We start from the raw sequence: 16,581 nt of genomic DNA on the forward strand, positions 1-16,581 counted from the left end.
TTAACTCTCCTTATCAAATATCATTCCTATCACATCCCTAAAATACTCAGCTAATCTCATAGCTTCTTCGCTAGGAATTTGACGGATTTCCCTTCCAGTGCTTTTTTCAGTCACGCTAATATACATAGAACCGATTTTATCACTATAACCAAAACGAACATTGGTATCTAGAGAATCCATTTGCTCATTTAACTTTTTTGTAATATCAGCCAACTTTTCACTCACACCTCGTTGCTGTCGATCATCGCCTTCTTGGCCTTGACTTCTATCGGTTTGAATGTTTAAACTAGCCTGTGTCTCACTTGTTCTTTGGCTAATGTTTGCCAAAGCTGTATCCATTTGCCCATTTGCCTTCGATATTTCCATTTTAAAATCCTTTTTAAAATTTCCTATTGCTAGTTAAAAGCTTATATCGACAAATTTATAAATTTATGAACACCTATAAAGAAAATTTTATTTTTCAATAATAAAAAAATAATAAGCAAAAACTGTGCCAAAATTTTAAAATAAATCTCAATTATCTTAAAAAATTTCAAATTTATTAAAAAGATCTGGATTATTTTCTAAAATATTACGCAAGATCAAATCTTCTATCACGCTTTTAGTGCAATCTGTTTGCTTAGGCCAAGCTCTTAAATAACCCTCAGCTTCACCTTTAGCACTTGCATCTACTCCAAGTCTTTCTTCTTTGATAAAAATATCTCTTTTAGCATCTATATTATTTACCACACGCCAAACAAGCATATAAGAATTTTCAAGCTTATTTTCAGCATCTAAAAACACTAAAATCCTAAAATGTTTTTTAAATTCTAAAAGTTTGTCAAAACTTTGTTCGATTTTTTCTTTTTTATCAAGCAAAATACAAACTATAGGACTTTTACTTTCTTTATAAAATTGCTTTAAATTTAAAAGTTCTACCTTAGTTTTAAAAAGTTCTAGTAATTTTTCATCTTCTAAAATTTCAAGCTCTTCAACTTGTATTTCTTCGCAAGCATCAAGTCCTGCTTTACCCCCAAAACAAGAATTAGGTGAAGCATGATCTAATTGATCACAAATTCCTTCTGAAATTAAAATTTTCTTTGTATTAAAACGATCTAACATATAAGGAATTAAAGCATCATAATCTTTCAAAGAAGGTGCATTTTTATCCACAAAAATTGCATGCTTAACAAAACTCATTTGCCCTACTCCCCAAAATGCATGCATAATTTGTTGCGCATGAGCGGGATATTTTGCATCGATTTTTGCTAAGATAAGATTATGAAAGACCCCATTTTCAGGCATATTATAATCAATTAAATCAGGTACTGAAGTTTGAAGCAAAGGTAAAAAAATTCTTTCAGTACCAAGTCCCATGATCTTATCTTCTAAAGGAGGCTTTCCTACAACCGTTGCTTGATAGATCGCATCTTTTTTAGCATAAATTTTTTCTACTTTCATCACAGGAAAAAGTTCAGCAGGAGTGTAAAAACCCGTATGATCTCCAAAAGGACCTTCGATTTTAAACTCTTCTAAATCCACATAACCTTCAATAACCACATCACTATCATAAGGTATAAAAATACCATTTTCACAAGGAGTAATTTTTGCAGGAGTTTTTTTAATAAAACCATAAAGTAAAAGTTCAAAAATTCCCTTAGGTAAAGGTGCTTGAGAACACCAAATATAAAGCGGATCTCCACCTATGGCTATACTTACAGGCATTTTTTTAAAACCAGCATTTTTGTATTCGTGATAAAAATTTGCCCCATCTTTATGAATTTGCCAATGCATTAAAAGTTCATTTTTATCACTCATTTGCAAACGATACATTCCAAGATTATTTTGAGTTTTATCTAAATTTTGTGTATAAACTTGCCCCATGGTAATAAATTTACCCGCATCATCTTCCCAAGTTTTTAGTATGGGAAGTTCTTCAAGTGAGTTTAAAATTTCATAATCATACAAGGCTTTATTTTTTTTCAGTCTTTTAGGAGGAATATTTTTAAAACTTAACAAATTCATAAAAAAATCCATTTTTGCTTTAAAACTCGTAGGAATATGAAGCTTGGTGAGTTTTGAAATTTCTTCAGCCACCTCTTCATAATCACGTCCAAAAGCTAAATTTAAAGCCTTTTCATTGCAAAAAGTATTCATCAAAACAGGAAATTTATATTGTTTATTTAATTTTTTATCTATAGGATTTTTAAATAATAAAGCCTTCCCTTTTTCTCCTTTTTTAGCTTCTATATAGGCTAAATGAGCGATTTCAAGATCTACATCTACAGGTTCTTCAATTACCCTTAAAAGATCATTTTCTTTTAAAATTTGAATAAATTCTTTCATATCATACTCTCAGCTTTTTTTAAAAGTTCTTTAGCACCTTTAGCAATAAACTCCTTAGCCAAACTCTCTCCAAAACCTTTAAAATCATTCTTTTTAATCATTCTCTTATCTTTTAAAATTTCACTTCCATCGGGTAGTCCAAGTACCGCACGCACGCAAATTTCATCTCCCAAGAGCTCTGCGTTAATACCTATAGGAACTTGACAACCTCCTTCTAAAGTAGCAATAAATTCTCTTTCAATGCTTGTTTCAATCAAAGCATTTTCATCATTTAAACATTTTAAAAGTTCTAAAATTTTTTCATCATTTATGCTTTCTATACCTAAAGCTCCTTGAGAAGCCGCAGGAATAAGCTCATCTTTGCTAAATTCATAAACAAAATTCACTTGCTTATCTAAGTTTAAGCGTTTAATTCCCGCCATTGCCAAAATAATCGCATCAAAATCATTATTTTTTAATTTCTCTATACGAGAATTGACATTACCACGCAAAGAAATAATATCTAAATCAGGTCTTAATAATAAAAGCTGCATCTTGCGTCTAAGACTAGTAGTGCCTATTTTTGCACCTTTTGGCAAAGAAAGAAAATCTTTATAATTTTGACTTAGCATAGCATCATTGCTTTGCTCTCTTTTACTTACCGCTGCCAAAACTAAACCTTGAGGAAAAAAACTAGGCACATCTTTTAAACTATGCACCGCTAAGTGTGCTTCTTTTCTTAACATACTTTCTTCAAGTTCTTTTGTAAAAAGTCCTTTACCACCAATTTTTGCCAAAGGAGAATCAAGCAAAACATCGCCTTTTGTTTTAAAACCTTCTAAAAGCACTTCAATTTGATGTGTATTTTTTAAAATTTGGGCTACATGTTCACTTTGCCAAAGAGCTAATTGACTTTTTCTTGTTGCAATAATAAGCTTCATTTTCTATCCTCTATAATTTCAACATCAATAATTTCTTCATTAGAATTTTGATACTCTTGCTTGGTGTATTGATATTTTGATTTAGTTATTAATTTCAAAGCAATACCAAAGAAAAATACAAAAATTCCAAAAACACTTGTAATAATCCCTGGAAAAACAAGTAAAAACCCTGCGATAACAAAAGAAAATTGTGTTAACATATCCTTTAAGCCACCCATTTGAAATTCAAGCATATTTTTCCAAAAAATTCCCAATAAAACCGCACCAAAAATCATACTCAAAAGTATGAAAAATAAAAAATTACCAAAACCAAAAAACACTATAAAAAGTATACTTGCAATAATTTCAAGTACAAATAAAGGGCTTAAACTTAATTTATAATTCATAACACTTTCTTTTTAAGAATTTCCATAAGTTCATCAGTTTTTATAAGTTCTTTTATCAAACCTTCTCTTTGGATAAGCTCTATTTCATTCTTTTCTAATCCTTTACCAACAACTAACGCATAAGGAAAGCCCATAAGTTCAAAATCATTCATTTTAACCCCAAAACGCTCATTTCTATCATCAAGCAATACCTCTAATCCAAGATTAGTTAAATCCTCATAAAGCTTATTGGCAAATTCTAAAGCCTTTTCATCTTTGAGATTTGAAACAATAATTTCAAGCACAAAAGGAGCTAAAGTTTTATTCCAAATACATCCTTTTTCATCATGACTTGCTTCAGTAGCTACAGCCAACAAGCGTGAAACACCTATGCCATAACATCCCATGTAAAAAGGCTGACTTTTGCCATTTTCATCTAAGAAATTTGCATTCATCGCTTTGGAATATTTTTGTCCTAGCTTAAAAATATGCCCTACTTCTATACCTTTACTTTGTTTTAATTTTGCTCCACATTTAACACAGCAATCCCCTTCTTTAACTTCAATCAAATCTTTAAAACGATCTTTATTTAAATTTACAACATCAATACCGATTAAATGATAATCTTTTTCATTCGCACCTATAATCATTTGCTTTTCGTTTTCAAGCTCAAAATCTATATAAAAATCTATATCTTTTAATCCCACAAAACCTATAAAACCAGCTACTAAGCCAGCTTTTTCCAATTCTTCTTCGCTCGCATCGACTAGTTCAAGGGCACTGCAAGCATTTTGAGCCTTAACCTCTTGCAAATCATCACTTCCTCTTATAAAAAACACAACTAATTTGCTTTCATTTTCATAAATAGCTTTTTTTACCACTGCTTTAATCGTATAAAAAGCATTGATTTTAAAAAATTGTGCTAAAGAATCTATAGTTTTAATATTTGGAGTGTGAAATTTACTTGCATAATTTGCTTCAGGACGCTCATCTTGACAAGTTTTTTTAGCTCTTTTTGCAGCTTCAACATTAGCCGCATAATCACAATTTTCACAAATTAAAATATCATCTTCCCCATTTTTTGCTAAAACCATAAATTCCTTAGAGCCACTTCCACCAATAGCCCCACTATCAGCTTCAACTGCTCTAAAATCAAGCCCCATTCTTTGTAAAATTTGAGAATAAGTTTTATACATAAGCTCAAACTCACGCCCTAAATCTTCTTCATTAGCATGAAAACTATATCCATCTTTCATTAGAAATTCACGACATCTTAAAAGCCCAAATCTAGGCCTTGCTTCATCACGAAATTTAAGTCCAATTTGATATAAATGCAAAGGAAGTTGTTTATAGCTTGTGATTTTGTTTTTTACCAAAGAAAGCATAGCTTCTTCATGTGTTGGACCTAAAACAAATTCATTTTCTTTTCTGTCTTTAAAACGCAAAAGTTCTTTTCCAAAAACATTGTAACGCCCACTTTCTTGCCACAAACTTGCAGGAGTGATAAAACTAAGATTTACTTCTTGTGCTCCAGCCTTATCCATTTCTTCTTTAACTATATTTTTAATCTTGTCTAAAACTCTTTTTCCCAAAGGCAAGAAATTATAAAGTCCGCTACCAATTTGTTCTACAAAACCCGCACGCGTTAAAAAAATATGACTAGGTAAACTCGCATCTTTTGGCGCTTCTTTTAAACTTGGTGCATAAAATTTAGTAAATCTCATCATTATTCTCCATATCAAATTCACATTTATATTGATTTAAACCTTCAAGATTATTTTGCAAATCAAAAACATAACGCATAGCATTAATCACTGTATCGCTTTGCATTTTACCTTGTAAATGTTTCAAATTTACAGTAGGCGTGTGTAAAAAAGCCTTAAAAACTTGATGAATCAACTTTCTAGCCTCTTCTTTATCAGATTTTTTCAAATATCCTTTTTTTAACGCAATTTCAAGTTGTTTATCTGCATATTCTTTAGCTTGCAAGCGTATAGCTTTGATAATAGGCATCAAAGCCAAATCGTTTAAATACCTAAAAAATTCACTTGTTTCACGACCTATTATCCCATAAGCCATACGAGCTTCTTGTTCTCTTAGTGCTAAATTTTTTTGAACCACAATTTCAAGATCATCTACAGCAAAAACAGATATATTTTCATTTTCATTGATATCAATATCCCTTGGAACTGCAATATCAAAAAAATACCTTTTATAAGAAAGTTCTTCTATTAAAGAATTTGTAATAATAGCATTTGGTGCATTGGTAGCTGAGAAAAAAAACTCGTATTGATTTAAATATTTTTTTAAATTTTCTAAACTATCATATTCGCTTAAAACACCAAGTCTCTCACACAAATCTTTAGCTTTTTGTAAATCACGATTTAAAATAATCACCTTAGCACCCGCAGCAATTAAATGTTTTGCCGCAAGTTCTCCCATCTCTCCAGCTCCAATAACAACAGCTTTTTTTTGCGTTAAATCTGCAAGTTCTTTTGCTTTTGCCACGGCAACGCTAGCTACAGAAATAGAATTTTTAGAAATTTGAGTTTCATTGCGTACCTTAGCAGCACATTTAAAAGCACTATGTACTGCTCTTGAAAGGTGTACTCCACAAAAATTATTTTTTACAGCAAAAGCAAAGGCATCTTTTAATTGTCCTGCTATCTGAGTTTCTCCAACCACCAAACTATCCAAAGAACTTGCTACAGAAAAAAGATGGTGGATTGCTCCACTATCTTCAAAAATATCAGCTTTTTCAAGTAAAATATCTTTATCAACATCACAAAGTAAAGCCAAAGATTTAACAATAAACTCCGCACAGGCCATTTTTACAAAAGCAACAATTTCAACACGATTGCAAGTGCTTATAACCAAACATTCTTCAATATTTTCATGAGTGCTAATGATTTTTAAAAACTCACTTTTTTTAGCTTCATTGGAAAAGCTTAACTTTTCCCTTAAGGCAATATCTGTATTTTTATGAGTAAAAGATATACAATAATACATTAAAATTCCCTATCTATCATAGCTTTAATAATATCATTAAGCTTGTTATTATCATATTTTTCAATTGCTTTTCTAGCCTTTTTTGCATAAGTTTTAGCTTCTAAAATAGCTTTTTCTAAAGCTTTTTGTTCTTCAAATTTAGTTTTTAGCCATTCTTTTTCATTTTCATTTAAATCTTTTTTAAATAAAGTCTGCAAATATATCCTATCTTGTTCTTGTAAATTTTCATAAAGATAAATATAAGGCAAGGTAGTTTTACCCTCTTTAAAATCATTCATAGCAGGTTTTCCAAGAATTTTTTCATCACTCTTAATATCTAAAATATCATCAATCATCTGAAAAGCAAGTCCTAAATTTTTACCATATTCTGCAAAATCTTTTTCATATAATCCAGCCAAAATAGCTCCGCATCTAGCACTTGCTTCAATCAAAACAGCTGTTTTATTATAGATCATTTTCAAATAAGCTTCTTTATTGATATTAAATTTCTCTCCCAAATCAACATCCATAAGTTCTCCTATAGCAAGCTTTACAACAGCATCTGAAATAATACTTGCAAATCTAGCATCCATTTTGCTTAATTCATAAAAGGCTTTTGAATACAAAATATCGCCCAACATAAGAGCATTTTTTGTACCAAATTCAGCATTAACAGATCTTGCTCCACGTCTTAATTCACTCTCATCAATAATATCATCATGTAATAAACTAGCAAGATGTATCAATTCTATAGCTGCACAAATTTTAAAAGCAATCTCACTCTCATCTGCGATAGCTAATAATAATTTAGAACGTAATTTCTTTCCTGATTTTACATTTGAAAGCATATTTAAAATAGGTTCATAGCCAAGTTCTTCTAAAAACTGTTTTATTAATTCATCTATTTTTTGCACTATCTTTTCCTTGTTAATTGCTATTATTATTTTCTTTACTTGTTAATGGTTTTACCTGAGGTTCGTTAAAATTAATCATAGGAACAACCTGATTATTTTGCGGTGGATTTTGTAAAGCTTTTTTTCTCGGATCTAAAAATTCTACCATTAAGCGAGATTCCTTATCTTCTATATAAACCGTAAAAGTTGCCAAACCTTTATTATAACCACTAAATTCTAAAATAAGTCTTGCTCTATCAATATGTGGATTAGTATAATCAGGTATTAAAGTTTGAGTTACCCAATCTAAATTTCTTCTTAAACTCATCACAAATTGACGCGGATATTTGCGAAATTTCGAATGTACGATGATATTAGTATTATCAAACAAAGTCCAATAAAAATCAAAATTTTGCACCTTATCTTCATAGCCTATTTCTTTAATCTGCACACTAGCTCTCTCATCTTTTTTAAGTATAAATTTATAAGTATAATCAAAAGTTGGTTCAGATGCTAAAACATTACTAAAAATAAAAAAAATACAAATTAAATAGGGGCTTATTTTAAACAATTTTAGCCTTCGTGTCCTAAAATTTTTGCGCCCAATTCTATATAAATATCATTTTGCCTTTCTTCTATGAAATCACCATTTTCTAATATGAAATTTTTTACATCCATTTCTGTTAGACCTTGTTTTTCCAAAAGTTCCACCATAGCAATATGATCAGCAAAAAATTCCTCAAAAACTTTTTCTAAGGCTCCTAAATTTCCATTTTGTATAATTTCTATAAATTTTTCTTTTGGAGTTTTATTAAACATTTCATCAAAAAAATCCATTAATTTTCCTTGAAAATATAAGTTTTTGATTATAAAATTTTAATCGTTAAAAGTAGCTAAATTAAAATAATTAAAATTTAAATTTTATTTGCAATGTGTAAAATTTTAGAAGTTAAATTCCGCATGATGCGGAATTTATTATGAATGTGGTTTTGCTTGAGTGGCGTATTTTACACCCAGATCAAAAGCTTTAGCATTTGCATCACGAGTTTTTGCAGGAACCATATGAAGCATAGTTTCTTTTAAAACATCTAAATCTATACATTTACTCATATAAGCAGCAATTGCAAGTGCAACAACTGATTGAGTAGCCACATTTCCTACCTCATCTTTAGCTATGGTAATAATAGGGATTTCAAAAATTTGCCATTTTTTATAATCTTCACTTTCAGGATGTACTAAATTTGGCTCTACAACTATAATACCTCCTTCTTTTACACCCCCACGAAAACCTTTATAACCCTTATCTGCAGTCGAAAGCATAAAATCTACTTCCCCTTCTACAGCATAAGGAAATAAAATTTCTTTATCATCGATGATAATATCCACCTTAGTAGGGCCACCACGCACTTGTGAAGTGTAAGTAGAAGCCTTAAAAGCTTGACGACCTTCTTTAATGGCTGCTTCTGCTAAAATTTCTCCTGCGGTGATAACACCTTGTCCGCCTTCACCGCCAAATCTTAATTGATATTTCATTTTAAAGCTCCTAAATCCACCATTCTTTTTTCTTTGGCTGCACGACGTACTTCTTCATAAGCGTGGCAGTATTCTGGCTGAGAATTATCTTCATGTAAAATTCCTGTTGGAAATTTATCTTTTCTTTCTTCAAAATCCATGCTTTCAAATTTAGCTTTATCCACAACGCGATTTTTAATCCAATCAAGCATAGCTACAGCTTCGCCCATTTTGTTTTTTCTGCCTAGATTGATATGACAATTTGAAAAAACATCTACAAAACTATAACCCTTATGCGCTAAAGCCTTATAAATTAAATTTTCAAGCTTATTAGCTTCGATCACATTACCCCTTGCCACAAAAGAAGCTCCTGCAGCTTTAGTTAATTCACACGCATCAAAATTAGGGTCAATATTTCCAAATTGAGCTGTTACTGTATAAAAACCTTTTGGAGTAGTTGGAGAAGTTTGAGAATTAGTAAGCCCATAAATAAAATTGTTGATTACAATATGAGTTAAATCAATATTTCTGCGACAACCATGTATAGTATGATTTCCACCAATTGCCAAAGTATCCCCATCTCCGCTTACTACAATAACATGTTTACTAGGATTGGCTAGTTTAATGCCTGTTGCATAAGCTATTGCTCTACCATGAGTTGTATGAACTGTATTACAATTTACATAAGAACTCATTCTGCCACTACAACCTATACCCGAAACAAGACAAACATCATCCATATTCCAACCAAGTTTTTCTATCGCGCGGATAATACATTTTAAAACAACACCATCGCCACATCCCCAACACCATTGAGTAGGCATTTTATCTACTCTTAGATATTCATCATAATTAAAAGCCATTTATATATTCTCCTTTACCTTAGCAATAATTTCACTTGGAGTGATAGGACGACCATTTGCACGGTGCAAACTAATAAAATCGCGACGCGAAGTTACTCTTTCAATCTCTTCAAGATATTGTCCCATATTAAGCTCGCTTACCATTACTTTTTTAAATTTGCTTACAACTTCAGCGATTTTTTTCTCAGCCACTGGATAAAGAGTAATCGGACGGAAAAGCCCCACTTTAATCCCTTGCTCTCTTAATCTTTGTATAGCTTCTTTTGCTGAACGACTCACGCTTCCATAAGCAATGATTAAAAATTCAGCATCATCAAGCATATACTCTTCATAAGTACAAATATCTTCTTGATTGTTTTTTATTTTACCTATGAGTCTTTCCATATTTTTTTTCACTATAACTCCATCTTCAGTTGGAAAACCTATATCTCCATGATGAAGTCCTGTAACATGATAACGATAACCTGTAAAGAAAGGATTTAAAGTTGCAGGCTCATTTTCTCCTGCTGCATAAGGTTTATAATCCTTTTTATCGCCTTCAAATTTTTTACGGTTATATACTTTAATATCTTTTAAATCAGGTAAAACCGCTTTACCATTCATGTGCCCTACAGTTTCATCCATAAGTAAAAATACTGGAGTCATATATTTTTCAGCTAAATTAAACGCTCTAATGGTTTCTGTATAAGCTTCTTCAAGACTTGCAGGAGCAATAGCAATACTTGCAAAATCCCCATGAGTTGGTGCTTTAGCTTGAAACAAATCTCCTTGTGCTACACGAGTTGGAAGACCTGTTGAAGGACCACCTCTCATAACATTTACAATCACAAGTGGAATTTCAGCAATAAATGCAAGTCCTATTTGCTCTGCTTTTAAAGAAATTCCTGGACCGCTACTTGCAGTCATGGATTTTACTCCACTCATTGCCGCACCAATAGCCACGCTAATACCTGAAATTTCATCTTCCATTTGTATAAAAGTTCCATCATTTGCAGGAAGCATATGGCTTAATTCATGAGCTATCTCACTACTAGGAGTAATAGGATAACCTCCAAAAAATTTACATCCACAATCAATCGCAGCTTTGGCGATTAAAACATTACCTGTTGCTATAACTTCTCTCATTATTTTTCCTATGCTAATTTTTTGTATTTGTTATTTTTTACGGCTACAGCTCTATCTTTAGCCTCAGCAGTAAGTTTGGCAAATTTAAATTCATCTCTTTTTGCCACCATAATAGCAAAATCAGGGCAATGTGTCTCACACTCGGTACAGCCTATACAGGATTCAGGGTGTACCACCTCTATCATTTGTCCTAAAACCGCATGCACATCATCGCGCATAGCTAAAACCCCAGCGGGGCAATAGCTAACACAAATATTGCATGCTTTACATCTATGCTCATCTACCCAAACAGGGGTATCTTTTGGAGCTGTCATACTCATGTTTTTTCCTTTATTAACCTAATATTTTTTGAATTTCTTCACCAATTAAAGCCGGAGAATCCACCACATGAATTCCATAGCTTTTTAAAGCTTCTTTTTTAGCTGCAGCGCTTTCATCAGCACTTCCTACTATGGCACCTGCATGCCCCATTCTTTTGCCTTTAGGAGCAGTTGCACCTGCAATGAATGCTACCACAGGTTTGCTAATATTTTCTTTAATAAATTTAGCCGCTTCCACTTCCAAACTACCACCAATTTCACCTATCATTACAATAGCTTTAGTTTCATCATCTTTTTGGAATTCACTTAAAAGTTCTTTATAAGCAAGACCTATGATAGGATCACCACCAATTCCTACTGCAGTAGAAATTCCATAACCACCTTGAACTACCTGATTAGCAGCTTCATAAGTTAAAGTTCCACTTTTTGAAATAAGCCCCACGCAACCTTTTTTAAAAATAAAACCTGGCATAATACCTAATTTGCATTCTTCAGAAGTGATAATACCTGGACAATTTGGTCCAATGATTTTCATACCCTTTTTATTGGCATATTGCTTAGCAAACATCATATCTTTTACAGGCGTATGTTCTGTGATTACAACTGCAAGCTTAATACCCGCATCAGCTGCTTCAATCACGCTATCACCCACAGCAAAAGCAGGGACAAAGATCAAGCTCACATCAGCCTTTGTTGCTTTAACCGCATCTGCAACGGTATCAAAAACTGGTTTACCTAAATGAGTTTGTCCACCTTTATGAGGGGTGACACCTCCAACTATATTTGTACCATAAGCCATGCATTGCTCAGCGTGAAAAGTTGCTTCTTTACCCGTAAAACCTTGAACTATTACTTTTGTATTTTTATTAACCAATATACTCATTTTCTATCCTTATCCTACTAAACTTTTTACAAGCTCTGCACCGTTTTTAAGATTGGTTGCTGCTTTGATATTTTTAAGATTTGAATTATCTAAAATTGTCTTTGCTTCTGCTGCGTTAGTGCCATCAAGACGCACTACAATTGGAATATTTACCTCAACATTCTTAGTAGCTTCTAAAATTCCATTTGCTATCCTATCACAACGAACAATACCACCAAAGATATTGATAAATATAACTTTTACATTCTTATCTCTTAAAATGATTTCAAAAGCCTTTGCAACAGTTTCTGGAGAAGCTCCCCCACCTACATCTAAGAAATTTGCAGGTTTTGCACCACTATAATTAATAATATCCATAGTTGCCATTGCTAGACCCGCACCATTCACCATGCAAGCTACATCTCCATCTAATTTCACATAGCTTAAGCCAAATTCAGCCGCTTCTCTTTCAGCAGGATTTTCTTCAGTAATATCTCTAAGTTCAGCAATTTCAGGATGACGATAAAGCGCACTATCATCAAAACTGCATTTTGCATCAAGGGCATAAAAATCCCCTTCTGTAGTTTTAATTAAAGGATTGATTTCAAGCATATTCATATCTTTATCCATGTAAAGCTTATAAAGTTTAGCTATCATAGAAATGAGTTTTTTGCCTTCATCTTTATCAAGTCCTAAAACTCTCGCTACTTCAAGTCCATGAAACATTTTAAAACCAATTTGTGGATCAATGCCTACTTTTGCAATTTTTTCAGGACTTTCTTTGGCTACTTTTTCTATATCCATCCCTCCTTCACTTGAAGCGATAATGGTAATTTGCTCTGCCATTCTATTAAACAAAATAGCCAAATAATACTCTTTTACTATATTAGCGCCACTTTCTATATAAAGTTTTTGCACGAGCTTACCTTCAGGTCCTGTTTGATGAGTTACTAAATTCATTCCTAAAATTTTACTTGCGTAATCTTTTACCTCATCTAAATTCTTAGCGATTTTAACACCACCACCAAGACCACGGCCTCCTGCGTGAATTTGAGCTTTAACTGCCCAAACACTACCGCCTAATTCTTTAGCATTAGCCACAGCTTCATCTACGCTAAATGCAACTTTTCCCTTTAAGGTAGGGATACCATTGTCTGCAAAAATTGCTTTTGCTTGATACTCATGTATGTTCATTTATTCTCCTTTATATTGATATTTGATTAAAGATTTTTCTAATTTGTCTTTTTCTTGCAAACTAAGATCCATTTTCATGATTTCAATCACACCTTCAAGTCCTAATCTTGCCATAACTCCCAAGGCTTTGTTTTGCACTCCAAATTCTCCATGTAAAATCACACTCATAGGTAAAAACTCGCCACTTCTTATAGACTCAAGCATTCTTATACAAGCACTAGCAGGGGCTAAATAAGCTGAAGTTTTAAGATGTTTGATTACTTTAGCTCCACCTGTTTTAACTTCATTTTCCAAATCATCAAATTCTTCTTCATTTAAAAATTCGCTTATATTTTTATTTTTAACACTTGCGTAAGATTTTACCAAAACCATATCATCATTATGAAAACCAATAAGTCTTGTATCCACGCTTGACATTTTGACATTAAGTTTTTTGGCAAGCTCATACTTAAATCTTGCATTGTCTAAAACTCCCGCCATGGCTATAATTTTCTTTGATGAAAAAATCCCGCTTTCATAAAGAGTATTAAGTAGAAAATCTACAGGATTAGTTAAAATAATAAAAAGCGGATCTTCTGTAAAATCTTTAATTTTTTTAGCACAATCAAGCATAATGCTTGTATTTAACTGAAGCAATTCTTCTCTACTTTGCCCATCTTTTCTAGCAAAACCTGCACTAAAAAGCACTATATCTGAATTTTTGGTATGAGTATAATCTTTAGTGCAAAGTAAATCTATATTTAAATTTAAAGCAGCTATACTTTGAGTAAGTTCTAGTTCTTTTGCATAAAGCAAATCCTCATTGATATCTACTAAAACAATTTCATTTGCTATTTCTCTTAAAATCAAAGCATAAGCTACGCTTGAACCTACATTGCCAGCCCCTATAACAGTGATTTTCATCTTTGTCCTATTTTTTCTAAAATAGCGTTAAAAGTTGCACTTGGACGCATGATTTTATTTGCTTTTTCATCATCAAATTTATAATACCCACCCAAATCCACTTTCACACCTTGTGCATCGTTAAATTCGGCTCTGATTTTTTCTTCATTAGAAGAAAGCTCTAGGGCAATATCTTTAAAAAAGCTTTGAAGCTCCATATCACTTGCCTGTCTTGCTAAATGATTTGCAAAATACATTGCTAAATAAAAATGACTTGTTCTATTATCATCTTCTTTAACTTTTCTTGATGGAGCTTTATTATTTTCAAGCCATTCGCCTATAGCCTCATCAAGACATTCTGCTAAAACCTTAGCTTTATGATTGCTACATTTATTTGCATAAAATTCCAAACTTGCTTGCAAAGCCAAAAATTCACCCAAACTATCCCAACGCAGATGATTTTCTTCGACTAATTGTTCTACTTGTTTAGGTGCTGAACCCCCTGCTCCTGTTTCAAACATAGCTCCACCCTTTAACATAGGCACAACAGAAAGCATTTTTGCACTTGTTCCAAGCTCTAAAATAGGAAAAAGATCGGTTAAATAATCCCTTAAAACATTACCCGTGATAGAAATAACATCTTTACCTTCTCGGATTAACTCTAAACTTCTTAAACAAGCTTCTTTTGGAGTTAAAATGGCTATATTTTTACCCTTTTCTTTTAAACGATTTTGTACCAAAGTTATCATGATTTTATTACTAGCTCTTTTGCTATCTAACCAAAAAATAGCTTCGGCTCCACTAAGTTCTGATCTTTCTATACCTAAATCAATCCAATTTAACACTGCATCAAATTTAGCCTGATTAGCTCTATAAATATCACCTTTTCTAACCTTATGTTCTAATAAAACTTTACCGTTAGAAACTATTTTAAAAGTTCCTTCTTCTTTAGCCACAAAGGTTTTATCGTGCGATCCATATTCTTGAGCTTTTTTAGCCATTAAACCTACATTAGATACACTGCCAAGTTTTGAAGGATTTAAAGTACCATTTTTATGCAAATCTTCAATAACCGCCTCATAAATAGTTGCGTAAGTTTGATCAGGAATTACGGCATTTGTGTCCTTTTCCTTACCTTCCTTATCCCACAATCTTGCGCCATTTTTAAGCATTGCAGGCATAGAAGCATCAACGATAACATCGCTTGGAACATGAAGATTTGTAATGCCTTTATCTGAATTTACCATAGAAATATCTGCAGATTTAGCTAAAATTTCATTGTATTTTTTTAAAATTTCATCTTTTTTGCTTGAATTTTCGATCTTACTTAAAAGCTCACTTAAACCATTATTTGGATTAATGCCTAATTTTTCAAATTCATCTTGAAATTCGATAAATAATTCTTTAAAAAATACTTTTACCGCATAACCAAAAAGTATAGGATCACTTACTTTCATCATTGTAGCTTTTAAATGCAAAGAAAAAAGCACATCATCATCTTTGCTTGCTTTAATTTCTTTTGCATAAAATTCCTGAAGTTTTTGCACATCCATAAAAGTAGCGTCTAAAATTTCATTTTTTTCAAGTTTTAAGCCCTCTTTTAAAATTTCTTTTTTACCATCAACGCTTGTAAATTCTATATTAGCCACACAATCTTGATCGATTAAAACCGCTTTTTCATTAGAGAAAAAATCCCCTTCTTTCATGTAAGAAACACGAGTTTTTGAGTTTGGATTAAACTCAACCACACGATAAGGATTGTTTTTTGCATAATCTTTTACCGCTTTTGTTGAACGACGATCTGAATTTCCTTGTCTTAATACAGGATTAACCGCTGAACCTAAAACTTTTTGATATTTTGTTTTAATTTGCAATTCTTCATCATTTTTTGGCTCATCTGGGTAATTTGGTAACATGTAACCCTTATCTTGCAATTCTTTAATCGCCGCCTTAAGCTGAGGAATAGAAGCTGAAATATTTGGGGTTTTAATAAGATTTGCATCCGATCTTTTGACAAGCTCACCTAAAAGTTCTAAAGCATCTTCACATCTTTGCTCCTCTTTTAAATACTCACTAAAAGCAGCTAAAATCCTTCCAGATAAAGAAATATCCGAGGTTTTTACTCCTATATGTGCCCTACTTAAAAAAGCTTTCACTATAGGCAAAAACGAATAAGTCGCAAGAGCTGGCGACTCATCTGTTAAGGTATAAGTAATTTGCATTTTTAGTCCTTTAAAATACTTATTTTTATTTTCATTTTTAAGTATATTACAAATAAAAAAAAATGCAAGAGTAAGTTTAAAGTTTGTTTTAGTTTTCAAACAAACTTTAA

The 16,581-nt window shown here is 32.1% G+C and carries 17 protein-coding genes; all 17 read right to left on the reverse strand.

Annotated features, from left to right (window positions below; translation table 11 throughout):
* The 17 genes from FBF15_RS05410 to FBF15_RS05490 all read right to left on the reverse strand — a co-directional run bounded on the left by FBF15_RS05410 (position 1) and on the right by FBF15_RS05490 (position 16,471).
* Positions 1-366: a FlaG family protein gene (locus FBF15_RS05410; RefSeq protein ID WP_038816593.1), complete on the reverse strand. Its 366-nt coding sequence runs from the start codon at positions 364-366 to the stop codon at positions 1-3.
* A gap of 156 nt (positions 367-522) precedes the next feature.
* Positions 523-2,325, reverse strand: a complete 1,803-nt coding sequence (locus tag FBF15_RS05415) for a menaquinone biosynthesis decarboxylase (protein WP_002867682.1) — start codon at positions 2,323-2,325, stop codon at positions 523-525.
* The gene (gene hemC, locus FBF15_RS05420) at positions 2,322-3,245 is read right to left on the reverse strand and encodes a hydroxymethylbilane synthase (RefSeq protein WP_002820769.1); all 924 of its coding nucleotides are present in this window, start codon (positions 3,243-3,245) and stop codon (positions 2,322-2,324) included. Before hemC ends, FBF15_RS05415 begins: the two co-directional genes overlap by 4 nt.
* A complete protein-coding gene (fxsA, locus tag FBF15_RS05425; protein ID WP_002854991.1) occupies positions 3,242-3,631 on the reverse strand; it encodes an FxsA family membrane protein in 390 nt (129 codons plus the stop codon). Before fxsA ends, hemC begins: the two co-directional genes overlap by 4 nt.
* A complete protein-coding gene (locus tag FBF15_RS05430; protein ID WP_074485720.1) occupies positions 3,628-5,337 on the reverse strand; it encodes a proline--tRNA ligase in 1,710 nt (569 codons plus the stop codon). The genes fxsA and FBF15_RS05430 overlap by 4 nt, the downstream gene beginning before the upstream one ends.
* On the reverse strand, positions 5,321-6,619 hold the full coding sequence (gene hemA, locus FBF15_RS05435; RefSeq protein WP_002854989.1) for a glutamyl-tRNA reductase: 1,299 nt from the start codon (positions 6,617-6,619) through the stop codon (positions 5,321-5,323). The genes FBF15_RS05430 and hemA overlap by 17 nt, the downstream gene beginning before the upstream one ends.
* Positions 6,619-7,512 (reverse strand): hexaprenyl-diphosphate synthase, encoded by an 894-nt coding sequence (locus FBF15_RS05440; RefSeq protein ID WP_002894044.1) that lies wholly within the window; start codon positions 7,510-7,512, stop codon positions 6,619-6,621. The genes hemA and FBF15_RS05440 overlap by 1 nt, the downstream gene beginning before the upstream one ends.
* Before the next feature lie 13 nt (positions 7,513-7,525).
* Positions 7,526-8,062 (reverse strand): hypothetical protein, encoded by a 537-nt coding sequence (locus FBF15_RS05445; protein WP_002855217.1) that lies wholly within the window; start codon positions 8,060-8,062, stop codon positions 7,526-7,528.
* A gap of 2 nt (positions 8,063-8,064) precedes the next feature.
* Positions 8,065-8,328 (reverse strand): DUF2018 family protein, encoded by a 264-nt coding sequence (locus tag FBF15_RS05450; RefSeq protein ID WP_002854834.1) that lies wholly within the window; start codon positions 8,326-8,328, stop codon positions 8,065-8,067.
* A gap of 138 nt (positions 8,329-8,466) precedes the next feature.
* Positions 8,467-9,024, reverse strand: a complete 558-nt coding sequence (locus tag FBF15_RS05455; protein ID WP_002864641.1) for a 2-oxoacid:acceptor oxidoreductase family protein — start codon at positions 9,022-9,024, stop codon at positions 8,467-8,469.
* Positions 9,021-9,866 carry a 2-oxoglutarate ferredoxin oxidoreductase subunit beta gene (locus tag FBF15_RS05460; RefSeq protein WP_002854895.1) on the reverse strand — a complete coding sequence of 282 codons (846 nt, stop codon included), beginning with the start codon at positions 9,864-9,866 and terminating at the stop codon, positions 9,021-9,023. The genes FBF15_RS05455 and FBF15_RS05460 overlap by 4 nt, the downstream gene beginning before the upstream one ends.
* Positions 9,867-10,991: a 2-oxoglutarate synthase subunit alpha gene (locus tag FBF15_RS05465; protein ID WP_002858560.1), complete on the reverse strand. Its 1,125-nt coding sequence runs from the start codon at positions 10,989-10,991 to the stop codon at positions 9,867-9,869.
* Positions 10,992-10,999: 8 nt separating this feature from the next.
* Complete coding sequence (locus FBF15_RS05470) at positions 11,000-11,311, reverse strand: 4Fe-4S binding protein (RefSeq protein WP_002854819.1); 312 nt, start codon at positions 11,309-11,311, stop codon at positions 11,000-11,002.
* 13 nt (positions 11,312-11,324) lie between these two features.
* A complete protein-coding gene (sucD, locus tag FBF15_RS05475; RefSeq protein ID WP_002855278.1) occupies positions 11,325-12,194 on the reverse strand; it encodes a succinate--CoA ligase subunit alpha in 870 nt (289 codons plus the stop codon).
* Between the two features lie 9 nt (positions 12,195-12,203).
* A complete protein-coding gene (sucC, locus tag FBF15_RS05480; RefSeq protein ID WP_002872644.1) occupies positions 12,204-13,367 on the reverse strand; it encodes an ADP-forming succinate--CoA ligase subunit beta in 1,164 nt (387 codons plus the stop codon).
* Entirely contained in the window at positions 13,368-14,270 is a 903-nt protein-coding gene (locus FBF15_RS05485) for a malate dehydrogenase (RefSeq protein ID WP_002872643.1), read from the reverse strand.
* A complete protein-coding gene (locus tag FBF15_RS05490; RefSeq protein ID WP_038816596.1) occupies positions 14,267-16,471 on the reverse strand; it encodes an NADP-dependent isocitrate dehydrogenase in 2,205 nt (734 codons plus the stop codon). The genes FBF15_RS05485 and FBF15_RS05490 overlap by 4 nt, the downstream gene beginning before the upstream one ends.
* Between the last annotated feature and the right edge of the window lie 110 nt (positions 16,472-16,581).

Origin of the sequence: Campylobacter sp. CFSAN093233, from assembly GCF_011068165.1 — a bacterium.
GTDB lineage: Bacteria > Campylobacterota > Campylobacteria > Campylobacterales > Campylobacteraceae > Campylobacter_D > Campylobacter_D jejuni.